23 protein-coding genes and 1 tRNA gene are annotated in these 18,344 nt (G+C 63.1%); 9 read left to right on the top strand and 15 right to left on the bottom strand.

Annotation, left to right across the window (positions count from 1 at the left end):
* Positions 1 to 91: 91 nt before the first annotated feature.
* Positions 92 to 559 (top strand): GNAT family N-acetyltransferase, encoded by a 468-nt coding sequence (locus C463_RS00525; protein WP_049905367.1) that lies wholly within the window; start codon positions 92 to 94, stop codon positions 557 to 559.
* Between the two features lie 43 nt (positions 560 to 602).
* On the opposite strand, the gene C463_RS00520 is transcribed toward C463_RS00525, so the two are convergent.
* On the bottom strand, positions 603 to 1,790 hold the full coding sequence (locus tag C463_RS00520; protein ID WP_008440119.1) for a redox-regulated ATPase YchF: 1,188 nt from the start codon (positions 1,788 to 1,790) through the stop codon (positions 603 to 605).
* 322 nt (positions 1,791 to 2,112) lie between these two features.
* Here C463_RS00520 and C463_RS19090 point away from each other — a divergent pair, with 322 nt between their 5' ends.
* Positions 2,113 to 2,328: a hypothetical protein gene (locus C463_RS19090; RefSeq protein WP_167539441.1), complete on the top strand. Its 216-nt coding sequence runs from the start codon at positions 2,113 to 2,115 to the stop codon at positions 2,326 to 2,328.
* 67 nt (positions 2,329 to 2,395) lie between these two features.
* On the opposite strand, the gene C463_RS20045 is transcribed toward C463_RS19090, so the two are convergent.
* Both C463_RS20045 and C463_RS00510 read right to left on the bottom strand, forming a co-directional pair.
* Positions 2,396 to 2,761, bottom strand: coding sequence for a hypothetical protein (locus tag C463_RS20045; RefSeq protein ID WP_343122399.1), 366 nt, complete (start codon positions 2,759 to 2,761; stop codon positions 2,396 to 2,398).
* Positions 2,762 to 3,546: 785 nt separating this feature from the next.
* Positions 3,547 to 4,656 (bottom strand): OBG GTPase family GTP-binding protein, encoded by a 1,110-nt coding sequence (locus C463_RS00510; protein ID WP_008440118.1) that lies wholly within the window; start codon positions 4,654 to 4,656, stop codon positions 3,547 to 3,549.
* 179 nt (positions 4,657 to 4,835) lie between these two features.
* On the opposite strand from C463_RS00510, the gene C463_RS00505 reads away from it, so the two are divergent.
* The 4 genes from C463_RS00505 to C463_RS00490 all read left to right on the top strand — a co-directional run bounded on the left by C463_RS00505 (position 4,836) and on the right by C463_RS00490 (position 8,095).
* A complete protein-coding gene (locus tag C463_RS00505) occupies positions 4,836 to 5,036 on the top strand; it encodes a VNG_1110C family protein (RefSeq protein ID WP_008440117.1) in 201 nt (66 codons plus the stop codon).
* 77 nt (positions 5,037 to 5,113) lie between these two features.
* Positions 5,114 to 6,256 carry a CapA family protein gene (locus C463_RS00500; RefSeq protein ID WP_008440110.1) on the top strand — a complete coding sequence of 381 codons (1,143 nt, stop codon included), beginning with the start codon at positions 5,114 to 5,116 and terminating at the stop codon, positions 6,254 to 6,256.
* A gap of 176 nt (positions 6,257 to 6,432) precedes the next feature.
* Complete coding sequence (locus C463_RS00495) at positions 6,433 to 7,455, top strand: NADP-dependent oxidoreductase (RefSeq protein ID WP_008440109.1); 1,023 nt, start codon at positions 6,433 to 6,435, stop codon at positions 7,453 to 7,455.
* Positions 7,456 to 7,612: 157 nt separating this feature from the next.
* Complete coding sequence (locus tag C463_RS00490; RefSeq protein ID WP_008440108.1) at positions 7,613 to 8,095, top strand: metal-dependent hydrolase; 483 nt, start codon at positions 7,613 to 7,615, stop codon at positions 8,093 to 8,095.
* A 9-nt stretch (positions 8,096 to 8,104) separates the two neighbouring features.
* Here C463_RS00490 and C463_RS00485 read toward each other — a convergent pair whose 3' ends face one another.
* From C463_RS00485 to C463_RS00470, 3 genes are all read right to left on the bottom strand, one after another.
* The gene (locus C463_RS00485) at positions 8,105 to 9,391 is read right to left on the bottom strand and encodes a sulfatase-like hydrolase/transferase (RefSeq protein WP_008440107.1); all 1,287 of its coding nucleotides are present in this window, start codon (positions 9,389 to 9,391) and stop codon (positions 8,105 to 8,107) included.
* A gap of 307 nt (positions 9,392 to 9,698) precedes the next feature.
* A tRNA-Leu gene (locus tag C463_RS00480) sits at positions 9,699 to 9,783 on the bottom strand.
* A gap of 286 nt (positions 9,784 to 10,069) precedes the next feature.
* A complete protein-coding gene (locus C463_RS00470) occupies positions 10,070 to 10,771 on the bottom strand; it encodes an endonuclease III domain-containing protein (RefSeq protein WP_008440105.1) in 702 nt (233 codons plus the stop codon).
* A gap of 123 nt (positions 10,772 to 10,894) precedes the next feature.
* Here C463_RS00470 and C463_RS00465 point away from each other — a divergent pair, with 123 nt between their 5' ends.
* From C463_RS00465 to C463_RS00455, 3 genes are all read left to right on the top strand, one after another.
* The gene (locus C463_RS00465; protein ID WP_008440104.1) at positions 10,895 to 11,203 is read left to right on the top strand and encodes a transcription initiation factor TFB; all 309 of its coding nucleotides are present in this window, start codon (positions 10,895 to 10,897) and stop codon (positions 11,201 to 11,203) included.
* A 142-nt stretch (positions 11,204 to 11,345) separates the two neighbouring features.
* The gene (locus C463_RS00460) at positions 11,346 to 11,762 is read left to right on the top strand and encodes a DUF2178 domain-containing protein (protein WP_008440098.1); all 417 of its coding nucleotides are present in this window, start codon (positions 11,346 to 11,348) and stop codon (positions 11,760 to 11,762) included.
* Positions 11,759 to 11,953, top strand: coding sequence for a helix-turn-helix transcriptional regulator (locus tag C463_RS00455; RefSeq protein WP_008440095.1), 195 nt, complete (start codon positions 11,759 to 11,761; stop codon positions 11,951 to 11,953). The genes C463_RS00460 and C463_RS00455 overlap by 4 nt, the downstream gene beginning before the upstream one ends.
* Before the next feature lie 38 nt (positions 11,954 to 11,991).
* Here C463_RS00455 and C463_RS00450 read toward each other — a convergent pair whose 3' ends face one another.
* The 9 genes from C463_RS00450 to C463_RS00415 form a co-directional block, all read right to left on the bottom strand.
* Positions 11,992 to 12,630, bottom strand: a complete 639-nt coding sequence (locus C463_RS00450) for a fibrillarin-like rRNA/tRNA 2'-O-methyltransferase (RefSeq protein WP_008440094.1) — start codon at positions 12,628 to 12,630, stop codon at positions 11,992 to 11,994.
* Entirely contained in the window at positions 12,623 to 13,501 is an 879-nt protein-coding gene (locus C463_RS00445) for an NOP5/NOP56 family protein (protein WP_049905351.1), read from the bottom strand. The genes C463_RS00450 and C463_RS00445 overlap by 8 nt, the downstream gene beginning before the upstream one ends.
* 211 nt (positions 13,502 to 13,712) lie before the next feature.
* The gene (locus C463_RS18300; protein ID WP_137695634.1) at positions 13,713 to 15,008 is read right to left on the bottom strand and encodes a hypothetical protein; all 1,296 of its coding nucleotides are present in this window, start codon (positions 15,006 to 15,008) and stop codon (positions 13,713 to 13,715) included.
* 300 nt (positions 15,009 to 15,308) lie between these two features.
* Positions 15,309 to 16,400, bottom strand: coding sequence for a tyrosine-type recombinase/integrase (locus C463_RS00430; RefSeq protein ID WP_008440089.1), 1,092 nt, complete (start codon positions 16,398 to 16,400; stop codon positions 15,309 to 15,311).
* A 4-nt stretch (positions 16,401 to 16,404) separates the two neighbouring features.
* Complete coding sequence (locus C463_RS00425) at positions 16,405 to 16,860, bottom strand: hypothetical protein (RefSeq protein ID WP_008440088.1); 456 nt, start codon at positions 16,858 to 16,860, stop codon at positions 16,405 to 16,407.
* Positions 16,861 to 16,913: 53 nt separating this feature from the next.
* Complete coding sequence (locus C463_RS00420; RefSeq protein ID WP_008440087.1) at positions 16,914 to 17,375, bottom strand: hypothetical protein; 462 nt, start codon at positions 17,373 to 17,375, stop codon at positions 16,914 to 16,916.
* Positions 17,376 to 17,427: 52 nt separating this feature from the next.
* Complete coding sequence (locus tag C463_RS17330) at positions 17,428 to 17,652, bottom strand: hypothetical protein (RefSeq protein WP_080510747.1); 225 nt, start codon at positions 17,650 to 17,652, stop codon at positions 17,428 to 17,430.
* A gap of 121 nt (positions 17,653 to 17,773) precedes the next feature.
* A complete protein-coding gene (locus tag C463_RS18295) occupies positions 17,774 to 17,998 on the bottom strand; it encodes a hypothetical protein (RefSeq protein ID WP_008440086.1) in 225 nt (74 codons plus the stop codon).
* On the bottom strand, positions 17,998 to 18,207 hold the full coding sequence (locus tag C463_RS00415; protein ID WP_008440085.1) for a hypothetical protein: 210 nt from the start codon (positions 18,205 to 18,207) through the stop codon (positions 17,998 to 18,000). Before C463_RS00415 ends, C463_RS18295 begins: the two co-directional genes overlap by 1 nt.
* Positions 18,208 to 18,344: the final 137 nt, after the last annotated feature.

Below are 18,344 nucleotides of genomic sequence, written 5' to 3'. Positions count from 1 at the left end.
CGACCGGGACACGCGACGCCGAAGTGCCCCGAACGCGACGCCGACCCACACCGCACGAACGCTGAAGTCCCCTCAGTCGTCCCGATCCGACATAGAACTCGTCGAAGCCGACGAGAGCGACCTCGACGCGCTCGTCGAGCGGTGGTATGACCTCGCGACCGCGGTGGAGTCGCACTCGTCGCTGAACGAGATACGCTACGCGGACGCGTCGTCGGTCTCGGACGACGGCTTCCGCGCGCACCCCGACGATCCGTCGGTGACCGACTACCTCGTCGTCGCCGACGGCGAGACGGTCGGGTTCGTCACCATCGAAACCGGGACCCGTCCCTCCCGAAAGCGGGGTCGATTCCTCGATATCGTGAACCTCGAAATCGACGCGGAACACCGGAACGGGGGGTACGGCACGGCGGTCCTCGAACGCGTGGCAGCGATGGCCCGCGAGGCGGACCGCGACTACCTCACCGTCTCCTGCGAGTGGAACAACGAGGGCGCGCGTCGGTTCTACCGCGACGCGGGCTTCGAGCCGAAGCAGGTGACGTACGCGCGGTCGCTGGAGTGAGCCGCGGGGCCGCCACGCTCGGCGACGCCCGCCGCGGTCCCGCTCACGGCCCGGCGGTCGAGACGATCTTCACCACGTCGCCCTCGGTTAGTTCGTGGTCCTCGCCGATCCGCCGCGAGGCGCGCGCGTCGACCGCGTGGAGGTACCCCTCGCCGATGTCGGAGTGGACCGCGTACGCGAGGTCGCGGGGGGTCGACCCAGTGGGCAGGAGGAACGCGTCCGGGAGGACGTTCCCGGTCCCGTCCGTCCACTTGCCGGCGTCTTGGACCGGGTAGGCCGTGATCCGGTCGAGCAGGTCGTAGATCGCGGCGTTCAGCGCCGACTGAACGCCCGTCCCCTCGTGGGCCGCCATCGACTCATGGAGGGCGTCGAGGCCGGCGCGCTGGTCGTCGGAGACGTCACCGACGGTATCGAACGACTCGTCGCCCGGGTCGTAGTCGACGACGCCCGCCGCCGCGGCCCGACGGAGGGCGAGTTCGCCGTCGGCGGTCGCGGGGATCACGGGCTTGTCCGTCCCCTCGCGGATGCGCTCGACCGCGCCGTCGGGCGCCGCGTCCACCTTGTTCGCGACGACGACGATGGGCTTGGTGCGCCGGCGGACCGCCCGCGCGAGCGCCTCGCGGTCGGCGTCGGTCCACGCCTTCGGGTCGTCGGGGTACTCCAGCCCGCGCAGGACCGCGGTCACGTCGTACTCGGTCGCGCCGAACCCGGTGAGCATGTCCGAGAGCGCGGCGTCGAGGTCGAAATCCGGCGAGCGCGACTTCCGCTCGACGCTCTCCCAGTTGCGGTCGACGATGCCGGCGAGCCACAGGTCCATCTCCTCCTCGATGAAGTCCACGTCGTCGAGGGGGTCGTGGCTCCCGACCTCGACGGGCTCGCCCTCGGCGTTCGTCGCGCCCGAGGCGTCGACGACGTTCAGGACGACGTCCGCGTTCGTCAGTTCGTCGAGGAACTGGTTGCCGAGCCCCTTCCCCTCGTGGGCGCCCGGCACGAGCCCCGCCACGTCGAGCAGTTCGACCGGGACGTAGCGTTTCCCGTTGTGGCAGTTCTCGTTCCCGCAGCGCTCGTCGCGGTCGAGACACGGGCAGCGCGTCCGGACGTGGGTCACCCCGCGGTTGGCGTCGATGGTCGTGAACGGGTAGTTCGCGACGTCGACGTCGGCCATCGTGGCGGCGGTGTAGAAGGTGGACTTGCCGGCGTTCGGCTTGCCCGCGAGCGCGACCGTGAGCATACCCGACGGTCGCGGCCCCGCGAAAAGCGCCTTTCGGTCGGGCGACGCGAAGCCGATTCGAAGACAAACCGAGACACAACAACGTCCGAACTGCGTCTGTGCGGTGGCGCGTGCCTGCGAGCGGCCGCCCTCGGCGGCCGCGAGTCAGCACGCGCGAGGGAGTCAGTCGCCNCTGTGCGTTCCCGCGAGCGAAGCGAGCGGGAGCACGGAAGTCGCAGCCCGCGCAGCGAAGCGAGCAGGAACGTCTTCCGGACGGGCGGGACTCAAAGGGGCAGCCGCGAGGACGAAGACGGGCGACGCAAGGACCGCAGGAGCGAACGAGGTGAGCGACGAGGACCACAGCGAGCCCATCGAGTCCTCGCGGCTGGGGCTTTGGAATCGTTTGCCTCCGTTTCGTCGTTTATCCGTTGACTTCGTTGAACTCATCGAGAAAAATAGGTACCACTCCGATGCGGTCAGTACAGGAAAGGCAGTGACCGATGAAGTGTACTGCTTATCAGGAATTCATCAGAAGTCTCGTGGAAAATATAGAGAATGAGTTCAGCACGACGACTGCTTTTATGTTACGTTAAACGAAGAGCGTTACCCTCTCTTTGATATTGGATCTACAATTCCCGTTCGATGTATCGGTTGATCTCTCGGACAGTGTCTGGGTCGTACGTCCAGAACGCGTCCCATGTGTTTGGCTCATCTTCTATCGCGAGAAGCGCAGTGTGCGGTGCCGACGGAGTATCGGGCACAAAGACGACAAACCACGAGTCTCGAAACTCTTGGCCCCACCCGCCGTGGATTGTCAATTCGTACTCGGGGGGTGGCGTCCAGTCCGGGATCCCGTACACGTGGACGTCAACGCTACTGTCACCAAGTCGTTCGTAGACCTCTCTCGTACCCCGCTCGTCGTTGATACGTGAGAGGTATTGGAAGGACGCACGGTGTTTTCCCGTGCCGTACTCAAGCGCTGTCCGTTCGATGTATCGTGAGATGGTGATCAGCAGCAGTTTCTCTTTGTTCGACTCAGGATACCCNGTTTTCCCGTGCCGTACTCAAGCGCTGTCCGTTCGATGTATCGTGAGATGGTGATCAGCAGCAGTTTCTCTTTGTTCGACTCAGGATACCCACGCAACCGGAAGTGGGTCTCGTCGAGTGCTGTAATCACATCCGGGAGATCCACCTCCTGAACGCTTCGCGCCCCGGTTGTATATAAGTCAGAATTGACTAACAGAATCGAGTTTGCAACTTCCGCAAGCGGTGATTCCGCAATAACCTCTCCGTCGTTCAACAAATAAACCCTATCTTCCGAGGCGGATCCGGGTTCAGGGACCGTGACGGATTGTTTGACTTCTACTGACTGTCGATCAAATATCTGGGTCAACAACTCGTGTAACTGCTCTGGCACATCGCCTCCAACGACCCCGAGTGACACATCTGCTTGTTCACTCTGTGTAAAAAACTCGTTGAGGCTCATACCCTAAGATCAAATTGCGCTCTATATACTAAATCCTCACGCTATACTGACAGTTTCCCCATAGATCTACAATCTGTGCCACATTCGCGCCCTGTATCTCGCACGGCTATCGGAACATAACTCTGAGGTGGTAGAATTCTCGGCGGCCAACACGCACTCTTGACTGACTGGCTATTCCAGACGATGACGTGTCTAAAAATCGGATTTCGACAGAGCCCACCTGACACAGACGAGCGACAACCGAGCTAAAAGAGGCCACAACCGCTCTACAGCCGTGAACAATCAATCTCTCTACTTCCGAGCCACGATCCGCAGCACGTCCTCGTCGGCGAGTTCGTGGCCCTTCCCGACCTGCTGGTCGTCGTGTTTCGCGCTCTCGCCCGAGACGCGTGCAAATTTAAATCGCTCGTCGAACTCGCCGCCGATCTTCGTACAGGCGTCGCCGACGGTGTCGCCCTCGAAGAGGATCAGCGGCTCCTCGTAGTCGACGCCGCGGCCCGGCTTGTCCATGTAAATCCGAATAACCCCGAGTTCCTCCCAGAGGCGCTCTTTGAGTCCGTCGAGACCGAGTCCCTTCTCGGCGGAGATGAAGAGCACGTCTTCGGGGTCGAGGTCGCGGTCGCGGAGCTCCTCCTTCACGGTCGGGAGGTAGCTCTTGTCGATGAGGTCCGCCTTGTTGACGGAGACCATCGAGGGGAGGTACTCGCGGTTGTCCATCACGGCGTCGACGAGTTCGTCGATGGTGAGGTCGTGGGGGATGGTGACCTTCGCGTTGACGTAGCCGTACTCGCGGAGGACCTGCTTTATCGTCTCCTCGTCGAGGCTCACGTCGTCGCTCATCGTCACGCCGAGCCCGTCCTTGTGCGTCTTCCGGATGTTGATGTTCGGCGGCTCGGTGTCGAGGCGGATGTTGGTGGCGTACAGCTCCTCGCGCAGGCGGTCGTACTGCTCGATCTCGAAGACGGAGAGCATGAACACGACCAGATCCGCGGTCCGGACGACGGAGAGGACTTCCTTCCCGCCGCCGCGGCCGCCCGCGGCGCCCTCGATCAGGCCCGGCACGTCGAGGATCTGGATGTTCGCGCCGCGGTACTTCAGCATGCCCGGGTTGACGTCGAGGGTCGTGAACTCGTAGGAGCCGACCTCGCTGTCGGCGTTGGTGAGGGCGTTGATGAGGGTGGACTTGCCGACGCTCGGGAACCCGACCAGCGCGACCGTGGCGTCGCCGTGCTTCTCGACCGCGTAGCCGTGGCCGCCGCCGGCGGAGGACTGGTTCTCCAGCTTCTCCTTCTTCTCCGCGAGCTTCGCCTTCAGGCGCCCGATGTGTGCCTCGGTGGACTTGTTGTAGGGCGTCTCGGCGATCTCCTCGCGGAGGTCCTCGATCTCCTCCTCCAGTCCCATTACACGTCTCTCGGCCGGTCGGCTCGTTAAAGGTGTTCCTTCGAATCGCCGGGCCGACACCGCGAACCGAATCAGCCGACAACCGCCCGCGAACCGCCGAATCGTCGCCGTAGGAGTGGTTGGAACGCCGATACTTCGACACGGTTATATCGGCGCCGAATAATTTCCACCCACGCCGAATGCCAGATCCGTCGAGCCTTCGCGACAGTACGCAGATCGTCCTCCCGCGCCGCGCGCTCGACGGCCACCGGGAGTGCCTCGAAAGCCGGTTCACCGTCACCGTCGTCGAGACGGACGAACAGTACCGGATCATCGGCAGCCCGGTGGAGATCAAGGCCGCGAGCGACTACCTCACCCGCAACGGCGTCGCCGTGGCGTGACCTGCGCCCCTCGCTGATACCGCTCTTGCGCCCCCGTTCGGAGCCTTGAAGTCGCCGCTCGTCGAGCCCACGTGACGATGGTCACTCGTCGGTCGCTGCTCGCCGCGAGCGTCGCCGGTCTCGGTGGGACCGCCGGCTGTGCCGCCGCTCCGCCTAGTCTGGACGCGAGCGACGATACCCCGGGCAGCCGTGACGGGGCCGACGACACCGCCAGAATCGGCTTCGTCGGCGACCTGATGCTCGGGCGCAGCGTCGCCGACCGCTGGGCCGACCACGACGACCCGACGGCGGTTTGGGGAACGACGCTCCCGCGGCTCCGCGACTGCGACGCGCTCGTCGGCAACCTGGAGTGCTGCGTCTCCGACCGCGGCGAGCGCTGGCCGGACAAGGTGTACTACTTCCGGTCGCCGCCCTCGTTCGCTATTCCTGCGCTGGAGGCGGCTGGCGGCTCCTTCGTCTCGCTCGCAAACAACCACGTCCTCGATTATCAAGAGACCGCCCTCCGCGACACCCGAACGCACCTCGCGGACGCCGGCATCGCCCGCGCCGGCGCCGGCGCGAACGCCGACGCGGCGCTCGAACCCGCGACGTTCGAGGCCGGCGACCTCACCGTCGGCGCGTTCGGACTCACGGACCAGTCGACGGCGTTCGCAGCGACGGCCTCGAAGCCCGGCACCGCGTTCGCGCGCCTCGACCCCGCCGTGCGCGAGACCCGCGCCCTCGTCGGGGATATCCTCGACCGCGTCGCCGGCCGCGATCCGGACCTCGTCGTCGCCTCGCTCCACTGGGGACCGAACTGGGCGACCGAACCCCGCGCGGTCCACGAGCGCTTCGGCCGCTGGCTCGTCGAGTGCGGCGTCGACGTCGTCCACGGCCACAGCGCCCACGTCCTCCAGGGCGTCGAGGTGTACGAGGGTCGGCCGATAATCTACGACGCGGGCGACTTCGTGGACGACTACGTCAGCTACCGCGACCGCGAGGGCGTCCGCAACAAGCGGAGCGCGCTGTTCGAACTCGTCGTCCGCGACGGCGACCCCGCCGCCCTCGACGTCCTCCCGACCGAAATCGGCGACGAGACCGCGACGCTGGCCGAGGGCGAGGTCGCCGAGTGGGTCCGAGAGACCGTCGCCGAGCGCTCCGCGGCGTTCGGAACGGAGGTCGACGGCGTCGACGGCGAGCGCGACGGCGGTCGGCTGCGAATCCCGCTGGGCCGCGAGTAGTACGCGACGGGACCAGACCCCGCGGCGGCCGCGGGTTCCGGCTCCTCGAAACGGCCGCGATTTCCGACTCCCCGCAACGGCGCGATTTCCGGATCCCCGCAACAGCGCGGGTTCCGGATCCCCACGACGGCTGCTGGGGCCCAAACCCTATTCTATTCCATCCGCCAACGGGGACCGTGACGAACACCAACCGCGAGTGGCTTCTCGCCGAGCGGCCGACCGGCGAGCCCGATCAGGACAGCTTCGAACTGCGCGAGACGGACGTCCCCGACCCTGCCCCGGGCGAACTCCTCGTCCGCACCCGGTTCCTCTCGGTCGACCCGTACATGCGCGGCCGGATGCGCGACGCCGAGTCGTACGCCGAGCCGTGGGACGTTGGCGACGCGCTCAAGGGCGGCGTCGTCGGCGAAGTGGTCGAGAGCGAGAGCGATGCGTACGACGCGGGCGACCTCGTGACCGGCGAGGGTCGCTGGGCCGACTACGCGACGCTCGACGCCGACGACGTCGCGCCGGTCGACCCGACGATCGCCGATCCCGAGGCGTACCTCGGCGTCCTCGGCATGCCCGGGCGGACCGCCTACTTCGGGCTCCTCGAAGTCGGCGAGCCGAAACCCGGCGACACGGTCGTCGTCTCCGGCGCCGCGGGTGCGGTCGGCTCCGTCGTCGGCCAGATCGCGAAGCGCAACGGTTGCCGCGTGGTCGGCTTCGCCGGCAGCGACGAGAAGACCGACTGGCTCACCGACGACCTCGGCTTCGACGCCGCGATCAACTACAAGACGACCGACGACTACCGCGCCGCGCTCGACGAGGCCGCGCCCGACGGCGTCGACGTGTACTTCGACAACGTCGGCGGCCCCATCACGGACGCCGTGTTCACACACCTGAACCTCGACGCGCGCGTCGCGGTCTGCGGCCAGATCGCCCACTACAACGACGAGGAGGCCCCGACCGGTCCGCGGAAGCTGCCGCAGCTGATCCCGGTGCGAGCGACGATTCAAGGGCTTCTCGTCGGCGACTTCGCGACCCGCTTCGGCGAGGCGAGCGAGCGCTTGGGTGGGTGGGTCGCCAGCGGCGACCTGAAACACCGAGAGACGGTCGTCGAGGGACTGGAGAACGCTCCCGACGCCTTCCTCGGCCTGTTCTCCGGCGACAACATCGGCAAGCAGGTCGTGCGGGTGTCGTCGCCGGACGAGGAGTAGCGGCTCCGATTCGGCGTTCCGTCCACTCTCTTCTCTGCTTCCCTCTTCTTCCGCTCTTCTCTCCCTCCTCTCCATTTCTCTCTCCCCCTCCCCTCGGCGGTGAGGCGCGCGCCGATCGGAGCGTAACGCAGATGCTTCGGTAGCGTGTAGCACGACCGTGCTTTTCGCGACCCACCTCCTCATCGGCGCGCTCGTCGCGCGGAACCGCTTCCCGGTGCTGTGGGTCGTCGCGGGCGCGGCGCTGCCGGACGTCGTCGACAAGCCGCTGGCGATGGCCGGGCTCGTCCCCACCTACCACTCCGTCGCCCACTCCGCGCTGTTCGCGGTCGTCCTCGGCGCCGGCTGGCTGGCGGCCCGTCGGTACGCGGCCGCGGCGGTTCTCGGGGCCCTCCCGGCGGTCGGGGTCGGCTGGTCGACGCACCTCGTCGCGGACGCCGTCCACATCAGCATCAACGGCCGCCCGGAGAACACGGTGTTCCTCCTCTGGCCGCTCGTCCGAAGCTGGAATTCTATCGGCGCCGGTCCCGGGGCGTTCGCGCTCCAGTACCTCTGGACGCCGTCGTTCTACGTCGAGGTCGCGATCTGGCTCTTCGCCGGCTTCCTCCTGTTGCGCGACGGAAAGCCGGAAATCGGCACGTGACGCGTCCGCCTACTCGACGTAGCCGAGCGCCCGCAGGTGCGACTCGTCGACGCCCGACAGGTACTGCTCGTCGCCGACGAGACCGCCCGCGTCGGCGGCCCGTTCGAGCAACCCCTCTGGGACGCCCGTCGCCGCCTCTCCCTCGCCGTACGGTTCCTCGACGACGGTCTCCGCGGCCGGATCGCCGACCTCGTAGCGGGTGTGGACCACGTCGGTACCGTCCGCCGTCCGCCGCCCGAACAGTTTCTCTCCGTCCGCCCGGCGTACCCCGCGGACGACTCCCGCGGCCGTGAGCGTCCCCGCGACCGTCTCGACGTACTCCCGGCCGAAATCCGTCGGCGGCGCGGCCGTTCCCGGGTCGGGCCGGAGCATGTCGGGCAGGGCGACGAGCGACACCTGCTCGTCCACGGTCGACGCCGGCCAGTCGGGGCGCGCGACGACGAGCGGAACGTGGACGAGCGACTCCCACGAGGCCGGCGGCAGGTGGCCGAACACCCCTCGCTCGGGGTCGAGACACTCCCCGTGGTCGGCCGTCACCGCGAGCACGTCCCGGTCGGCCCTGTACAGCCCCCGTTCTCGGAGTTCGTCCACGAACTCGACGACCGACCCGCCGAGGTGGTCGCAGGCCCGCCGGTACAGCCGCGCGACCGTCTCGGCCTCGGTCCGGTCCACGTCCGCGGCGTCTCCCAGCGTGAGGCTCCGACTCATCGCGGCCGTCCGGTCCGGGTCGAACCCCTCGGTAGCCTCGCCGTCGTTCGGGACGTAGTAGGGGCTGTGGGTGTCCATGTAGTGGAGCCAGCAGAATATCGGGTCTGTCTCCCCCGACAGCCCCTCCAGCGCGCGCTCGTGTAGCCGCGCCGCCGGCCGGTAGTATGGGTCGGCGAGCCCGAGGCGGCGCATCGCCGGCCAGAGGCGCCGGAAGTACGCCCGCTCGACGGGACGGGTCACCCCGCGGGGCAACAGGTCGTCCAGCAGATTGCTCAGCCCGCCGGCCTCCCCGGCGGACCGCTCGGTCAGCGCGTCGGCGGCGATGGGGTTGTCGGTCAGCAGTTGCGTGCGGTAGCCGTCGGCCGAGAGCGACGACGGGCGCAGCGACTCCTCGACCGCCCCCGCCTCGTCGATGAACCGCCCGGTCGCGAGGGCCGGGATCGAACTGGCCGTGTGCGAGGCCGGAGCGACCGCATTGGAGAATCGAGTCCCGCCCGTCCGTTCGGCGACCGCCTCGACGAGTTCGGTCGCGTGATCCGCCCTGAGCGCGTCGGCGGACAGGAGAAAGACGTTCGGCGGGCGTGCCATCTGCCCGCAGTACGTCGTGACTGAGCTTATATCTGTTGTCGTCTCTGGGTTCGAATTCTCAGCACGCATTTGCGGCTCACAAAATGTTTGCCGCAAAATGCGCGGGACCGGATTCGAACCTCAGTCACTCCGCTTCGCTCGTCCTCTGGGCTACAAATCCGCTCCTGCTCTTCGCTCACTTCGTTCGCTCATGCGCGGGACCGGATTCGAACCGGTGGAAGACGTGCTCGCTTCGCTCGCTGCGCGCGACTTCCAGGGTTCGAATCCTCGCAACGATGTGTCTCCTCGCGAACTGCTCGGAGACACATGCGCGGGACCGGATTCGAACCGGCGGACCCCTACGGGATAGCGTCCTAAGCGCTACGCCTTTGGCCTGGCTCGGCAACCCGCGCTTGCTCGATCTTGCGGTCAAAGCCCTCGATCGCCGCAACGGCAATCACAGGACGCGTACCCGCTGTGTGCGCGTTTTTGACGCTCGCTTATAGCCATTTCGTATCCCGTGGGTTTGCTTGTATCGCCGGTCATCGAGGTCATCATCACGGTCAGAAGCGACGTGCGGATCGCGTTGACGAACTCGACGGCGGCCTGGTCGACCCACTGGACGGCGTTCAGGATCTCCCCGAGAAGCGGTAACATGCGTGCCCGATCGTATCGACCCGACGACCATAGAGGCCGCGCTCACCCGCAGAACTCGCAGTCGCAGTACGCGTCGCAGACCGGGTTGTCGCAGTCGGCGCCACGGGCCGAGCAGCGTTCCCGACCGTGGCGGATCAGGAGGACGTGGAGCGGGTAGGTCAGCTCGTCCGGAATCCGCCCGTCCAGCACCTCGTGTGCGCGCTCGTTCGACGCCGACTCCGGCACCAGTCCGAACCGCTTCGAGACGCGCTCGACGTGGGTGTCGACCGCCATCGTCGGCTTCCCGAAGTGGAAGTTCAACACGACGCTGGCCGTCTTCGGGCCGACCCCCTTGATCTCGGTGAGCCAGCCTTTCGCCTCGTCGGTCGGCATCGCGTCGAGGAACGCCAGCGAGTACGCGCCGCCCGTCTCCTCGCGGATCGCGGTCAGCGCGCGCTGGATGCGCGCGGCCTTCTGGTCGGCGAGCCCCGCCACGCGGATCGTCTCCTTCAGCTCCTCGTGGTCGGCGGCCTCGACCGCCGCGAAGTCGTCGTAGCGGTCGAACAGCGCCTCCGAGGCGCGCCGCGTGTTCTCGTCGGCGACGTTCTGCGAGAGGATCGTCGTCACCAGCTGGCGGACGCCCTCGCCCGGCTCGGCGGTCGGGTCCGCGCCGTGTTCGGCGACTCGGTCGACCGGCTCGTACAGCGACACGAGGTCGTCGTGAAGCGCCCGAACCCGCGTCTCGTCCCACTGCTGTGTCGACATACGCGCGCTACGTTCGCGGGCGACTTCAGGGCGACGACCGCGCTCGCCTTCCGGATGCTGGAAGGCCCGAGCCGGAACCGCGACCGCGGGCCGTTTATATGCCTCCCCCGACTACCCCGGCCCGTGTACCGGGCGAGCGACCGAGTCGACAACGAGGCGTGGATCGAACAGGTCGAGGAGGCGTGCGCCTCGCTCGACCTCGACGAGGAGACGCGCTCGACCGCGGTCGACCTCTTCCTCTCCCGCGCGCCCGACGACGACCGCGGGAAGCGCGTCGCGGCCGCCGCCAGCCTCTACGCCGCCGGACTGATCCGCGGCGAGGAGCGGTCGCAGTCCGCGGTCGCCGACGCGATGGATGTCTCGCGGCTCTCGGTCCAGAAGCGCTGGAAGCCCATCCTCGAAGACGCGGGCTTCTCGCCGCCCTCGTGGTGAAGCCCCGGAACGCGGGGTAAATGCTTTCTCCAGCGATGTACCCTCGATTCGCTGCTCAGCGACAGGTTTATCAACGAACGTAAAACATTCTTTACTGTAAAGCGAGCTTTACACCAAACCCGCGCTCGCTTTACCCTCCACCATGAGCGAACACACGACCTCCGCGACGACTCGGCCCTCCACACGGAAACGGTACAAACGGATCGCGTACGGCCTGCTCGCCGCCGGCATCGCCGCGCTGTGGATCGGCATCGCCGTCGACCGGTTCGTCCTCGGCGTGGCCTGTTACTGGGCCGGCGGCCTCGGCATGGGACTCGTCCAGCGGTTCAGTCCGGTCGAGCTGTACGACGAGCGTGACACCACTATCGAGCGAAAGGCCAGCCAGAACACGATGAACGTCTTCGCGTACCTCTTCGTCCTCGGAACGCCCGGCGGGTTGGCGTTACAGGCGAGCGGCCTCCTCACGCTCCCGGGCGAGTTCTACGGCGCGACGTGGACGCTGTTCGCGGTCTTCGTCGTGTTCGGGGCGTCCGTCCTCTACCACAAGTACCGGACATGAGAAACGACATCCCCGGCAGACGCGCCGAGACCGACGAGAGTCAGGCAGACCTCGCGGCCGCCGTCGGCGTCACCCGCCAGACGATCAACGCCATCGAACGCGAGCGCTACGACCCCTCGCTGGAACTCGCCTTCGACTTGGCCGACCACTTCGACTGCCGGATCGAGGACCTGTTCGACCCCGAGGACTGATCGCCGCGTCCGCGTCGCCAGCCAGCCGTCGACGAGCGCTACCGCGGCGTCGCGACGACGCCGAGGTGGTCCTCGTGGAACCGGTCGAGCCGCCGCGTCTCAAGTATCTCGTACGCCTCGCGGAGGCGATCGAGCGCGCCCTCGAACACCGTCTCCGGGTCCGCGGTCACGTCCTCGCTGCGCGCCTTGATCGCCAGCAGCAGCCGCCCGTCGTCGGCCAAGAACCGCGCGTTGCGGACGGCCACCTCGGCCTGCCCGCGCGTCGCAACGTCCTGAACGATCGCGTCGACGTTGCTCTCGACGACGTGCGCGTACGTCTCCGGTTTCCGCGCGTCCTTGAGGAGCGGGAACAGCCGGTCGCGGATCTCCGCGGCGCCGAGCAGGTCGCGCGCCGGTCGCGGCGCGAACTCGACCGCGTAGGTGGGGCCCGCGAAGTCGGCGACGTGGCTGACGGTCGTGCCGCTCGCGGCGCCGAGGTAGAGGACGGTCTCGCCGCCCGACAGGCCGGTCTCGAACCCGAGTTCGAGCATCCCGCCGAGCTTCGACCGCTCCGGATCCCACGCGCGCCAGCCGTCGGCGGTCGGCTCGCCGTACACCGGCTCGCCGCGGGTCGCCAGCCGCCTCTCACCGTCTATCTCGCGCCGCTCGACGCCGTTAGGGAGGGCGGATTCACTCATCGTCGGCCCCCGTGGTATCCGACTCATCGTCGTCCGTCCGCGCGCGGATCGTCGCCATCCGCTCGCGGAGGTCGTCGTGGAGCTGCGCCCGGCGCTCGCCGGCGTAGTGGTCGGCGCGGGCCGCGAGCGCCAGCTTGCCGGCGAGCGCGCGCGCCGCGGAGCCGCGGTCCTCGGGCCGCGTGCCGCGGACGAACTCGTGGGTGTAGATGATCCCGTGTTTCGGCGAGGGCGCGCGGCCCGAGAGGTGTGCGAACAGCGCGTCCTCGGCGCCGAGTACTTGGACCGTCCCCGACGGCTTCTTCGCGAGCGGCTCCAACCCGCCCGCGACCGCGATCAGCCGCGCGGCGAGTTCCGGGCCGGCCATCTCGGCGAGGTTGGGGGCGACGGCGGGCGCGATCCGACCGATCGTCTCCGCGAGTTCGGCCCGCTCGTCGTCGAGGTCGGCGGCGCGCGCCGCGAGGGAGACCGCGCGGCGCTCGGCCTCGCTTTCGGGGTCGCGCGCCGCGACGGCGCGAGCGCCCTCGACCCCGGAGTCGACGTCGTCGAAGAGGCTTCCCGCCCACTCGACGGCGCGCTCGGCGAGTTCGTTGGCGACGCGCTCCGCGTCGTCCATAGCACGAATACTATGCTTTAATTGTTGGTCATCTGCCCTTTCTCGCTCTTTGACGACCTCGCGGGTGGCGTAAGTGGCTGCTTCGTGGAGCCGATCGTAGTACTCCTCTTTGTCTTCCGCGAATCCAGCCTTGACAGCCTTTGTCGGCCAATCTTTTGGCGTTTCTGCGCTTCCGTTTTCGATAACCTTCCGTGCGGCTCCAAGGTCGTCAGGTGGGACCAATTCAAACCAACCTGAGTCAGCACCGGCGTCTGTCATATACAGGATGGTAAACTCGAATTCGTATATGTATCCCGGTGTGGCAATCCTCAAACTCTATGGAAAACGACTCCTTGAGATCCCCCACGGCTATCGGATTTCGAAGTAGATTGGCATGGTAGGCGATGTAATTTTGATCTGTTCGTCGAATTACTCTCGACCATTCAAGCACGGCCTGAGAGATATAAAACTCTATTTCGAAATTCGATTATTACTTTTCGTCTTGTTCTTCAAATTCCTTTGCAAGTTGATTTTTCCACATTGTCGGCTCCTCAGTGGGGTGGTTAAATCGCCGAACCCAAACTCGCTGGAAGTCATCGTGGCCATAAGCAGACATGTCGAAAATCGGATCTTCCGACCGGTGCCAGTACGCTTCAATAAACGTACCAGCATTGTCTGAATTGATCTCAACCAAATCAACTACGGGCCACTCTTCCCAGTCGCGTTTTGTGAGGAATCCCTCCATAGCTTCCTCAAGAGATTCTGCCGACGCTTCATAGTTTGCTAAGCCTGTAATTTCAGCGGCGTACTCATAGTTATCTTTCAGCGTTGAACCACTGTCAGTAGACTCGATAACCTCAATATCTCTTTTTATAGGTTTTTTGATATTAAGATCGAAGTCCTTTAGCCAGTTTTCGACGGTATCTCGTTCGTCTTCTGTGGCGTTTGGCGCGAGCACGACCCGATTAGTCATCCATTTTGTACCAGCGGGCAATTTTCGGTACTTCTTCTCTCCTGGGTCGGGACGAACTGTTCGGGGGGTTCCATCAGGTGCGGGTTCGATAGATAAGTTGTCGAAGTAGGGATTGATCAGGATGCGAAACTCAATCTCGTCATCGAAATCTTCGCTTTTAAAGAAGGCAATAGCCGAGGTCCAGCCAGCCGGTTGGCCTCTTACTGGATCAACATCTTGTTGATACTTACAGGCACCAAACTGGATGTTGCAGCCGTCTGTAGTGAATGACAGGTTCCAGACTGGCGTTTCAGACGGTCCGTCATTGAACGTAGGGTCCTCAACTTTGCTGGGAACGCTCGGTTGGTAAGGAAGGGCTCGGAGCAATTGACCAACAGTGGTTTCGACGGCACAACCCTCGGCCAGTTCAGGACTACGTGTGTAATATTCCCAAATATCGTCTTTTTCTACGGTGCCAATCCGCCAGCAGTTGGCAAAATGCTGGTGTCTGGCATCTTCATGGAATTGACCGAGTGCTTCCTCGAATTCTTCTTCTGAAGCGGTCTCAGGCGGATCTTCCATTCGGCGGCGTTTTGTGAGGGACGATGCAGATAGGCCACCTCGAATTCCTGAATAATCGCTCGGATGTCGAAGAATACCTTCATTGTTATCATCGAACTGTGAAAGATGATTGAAGAACAAGCCTTGAGTAAAGTAGGTTTGTAGATCCCGAGGTTTGCTGATTGATCGATATCGGCGAATAATCATCTGATCTGAAGGTATCGGGGTATACTCTGACGCCGGTTTGCGTGATGGAGACCGGAAGAGCATCACTCATAACATCGTATTTTGGGTATATTAACCCAGTCGTGATGTCCAGTTAGGTCACTAGTTTTCAATTTACACTGCTGATCTTCTCTGGCTCTATGATCTCGGAGCCGAATACTTTCAGAGTACTTACCCCATTCTATTTCTGAGTTTATTTTCTCCAGAATCTATTCGGATTTTGTGTAGAACTCCTGCTGACACAGTAATTGGTCGGGAAAGAAGTGATTGACAAGATGATTTATGATCTAATAGAATAGATTCTCAAATATGGATCCTACTGATAGAGTTCGATGACGCTTACTACAGCTATATCCCGAGTTTGTATATCTGTTCTCGGTAGATCGGCTCGATGTCTTCGTAGTAGCTATGGATGTAGTGGTCAATCCCACCAGCGGGGTCAGTAGCTCCACCAGCTGAGGTATCCCCTCGCATGTACTTAATTAATTCCCGATTCAGGTCCTGCTCCACACGCCAGAACGTAGTGAACCGGTGGCGACCATAATGCGATGTAACTGCTCTGTGCTGTTGTGTCTCCTCGTACTCCGGCTGGAAGTGACGCTTCCAAGCGAGGTTAATGGCCTCATCGTCTACCTGTGAGTGACTCGTTCGAGAGAGGAACAGCCACGGTTCCTCATTATCCGGCCGGATTAGTAGATAGTTCATCCAGAGCCGGCGGAGTTCCTCATCGACGGGGAGAATTCGCGGACGCTTCGATTTGTTCCCCTCGCGATCGTGAGGGATGTAGACAGCGTTCTCAAAACGAGAGACATGTGGTGAGGTTCCCATCTCCGGGTAATGATTGGTCACCTCGCTGTTGGTGATGTTCAGCTCGCTAATCTTGATGTTCGCCATCTCGCTGGCGCGCAGACCCAGTTTGAGCTGCGTTACAATGAACGCGCGGTCCCGAATGTGCTTCACGTCTCGGACTACGTCCCGTAGTTTCTCAACCGGAACTCGGGGCGGTTCCTTCACCCGCCGAGTTGAGAGAGACATTTTCTTCTTCGCGATCATGAACGGGTTGTAGTCCACGGGGTGCGGAAACTCCGCCCCATTCTGCCAGTACTTGTAGATCTTGTTCAGCTCCCAGAGCTTCTTCTTCGCCGTCCGTCGAGTGTTCCCCTTCTCATCCAGTTCCCGACGAACGAATCGCTTCACGTGGTCCTCATGGGGACAGGCAGGGTGGCGTCCCTCCTTTTGCATGAACTCGCTCCATTCCTCGATCGTTCGCTCATAGGAGACTATCGTACCCTCTGCGGGATCCTTCGGTCTTAGTACGTCCTCAATGAACAGGCCGAACACGTCGACATCGACGTGATCGAACGTCGAAGCGTGGTCTGCTAATGGGTCAATCTCTCGGTCGAAGGCGTCTGCTAGTGCTTGGCGGTCGTTTTCGGACATGGATTCAACGCTTATCGTTTTGCTCTAACTTTCGATTCCACCCCTTACGAGCGAACCCGCCAGCTACGACAGCCATCAACACGGGATGGTACACATGCGGGTGGTCGGTATGCCACTGGAGCCAAGTGTAGAACTCTTCCAGCGGCTGGAAGTACTCGAAATACACCGTCTGGAGCTTCCGAGGCTGGTTACGCCTCCCAACGTCGCCATCCCGTAGACCAGTCAAATACCCTTCAATATGGTCAGGAGCGGCCAACGCGTGATGCCGGCCAGCCTCTTGCATGAAGTTCTGGAGGTACCGACCCGCTTTCTCGTAGCGGTCTCGAGTCGATTTGGTGTCGAATACCGCAGTCTTCTCCTCGTAGTAGTCCGCCCACACCTCCCGATCTGCATAGGCAGGTTCGTGGTTTTGGAGACGATATTTTGTTGGGACGCTATCAATATCCTTGTAGACGCCCATACGCTGGCGTACGTCGTTCGAAAGTCGGGGACGATTTTTCGGTGTAGCCATGACTATACTTCCCCGAAGTCTTGGGCGATCTCCTCCCGGAGATAGTACTGTTCGTCTTCTACGCGGAGGTCATCACCCTCCATCTCATCCAAGTGGGTCGTAACTCGGGCGGGGACTGTCTCGACGAGGGGTTGGATAATTTCGTCGTAGGTCGCTCCCGGATTCTCAGCAACGTATTCCTTGACTTCTCTCCGCTCGCTGTTGTAGACTGCCTCCTCCAAATCGCCAATCCTCTCACGGGCTCGGTCCAGTTCGGCCTTCAGTTCGTTCCGTTGCTGACGTAGTTCCCGATTTGTTTCGTCTGGTTCTACGTTGCTGGTGTCGAACTTCTTCAGCCCGGCTTCTACCATCGCCTCCATGAATTCCGACATTGATCGCATCCCGAGTTCTTCGCACTGACCTTCCCATCGGTCGTATTGCTCCTCAGATGGGTAGGTCGCAGCCTGTTTGTAGTCGTCTCCCATCGTCTATCCGTGGTGTAGCTGAAGCAGGTGCGCGATGGTGGTTCTGGAGAAGCTAATCATCGTCTTCCTCACTGTTGTCGCCCGAGACAGCCTCTCGCAGTTCCTCACCGAGGTCCGGATGGTGCTCTTGAAGAAGTGCTGCATCCTGAGCGAGATTATCGATTTTTCGCCGGACCCGACTCACGACTGAGTAGTAGTACTCGTCGTTCACGTCCGCATCGCCTGAGAGAATCTCACGCTCCCGTGTAGTCAACAGGCCCCTGCGTTCGTCTGCCATTAGTGGGAAGTCAGTTATCGCCATGTACCTTACCGTATGTGGTTCTCCTGTGATAAAATAACCGCATGCGGTTATGTTACCACATATGGTTCCCCATATTGGCCTGGAACTGCCTTTCCCGCTACTCATCGTCTTTCCAGCTGATCGGGAAGAAGTGAGCTTCATCGTCCCTGATTTGGAGCTCTACTGCATCCGCTGCAGCTGTGTTGACTCCCAACGATTCGATTTCTTCTGACGTGAGGAATACTGCGACCCCGATGGGATCGCCCTTCGCGTCGCGTGCGATACGTGCTGTTCGACCTTCCGGCTCCTCACGGACAATTGCTGGAATCACGTTTGTCGCCATTATTCGACCAACTCCGTAACGAACTGCTCCAGCGAATCCTCGGCGTGGAACGCTCGAATTTCGTCGGGGTTCTGTTCGACGTAATACCGAACCGTTCGTCGAACGAAATCCGACTTTGTCCAGTCTGTTTCCTCAAGTGCGTCTTCGATCTGTGCTGCTTCTGAGGCGGTGATGCGGGTGGCAAACGCCTTCGTCGATGATGTTTCCACGTTCGCCGTCTGGTCAGTAGTGTATATATAGATTAGTGCGAATTGGTGGGTCGCGTAAAGTTAGAGGATGAGGCGGACGATTTCTGAGTGTCTATGACAGAATTCGACCGCCTCAGCGAACGTACTGCGTGGATCGA

This window comes from Halorubrum californiense DSM 19288 (assembly GCF_000336875.1).
GTDB lineage: Archaea > Halobacteriota > Halobacteria > Halobacteriales > Haloferacaceae > Halorubrum > Halorubrum californiense.
Note: the sequence above shows the minus strand (reverse complement) of the source record. Positions and strands in the feature narration are given on the sequence as shown.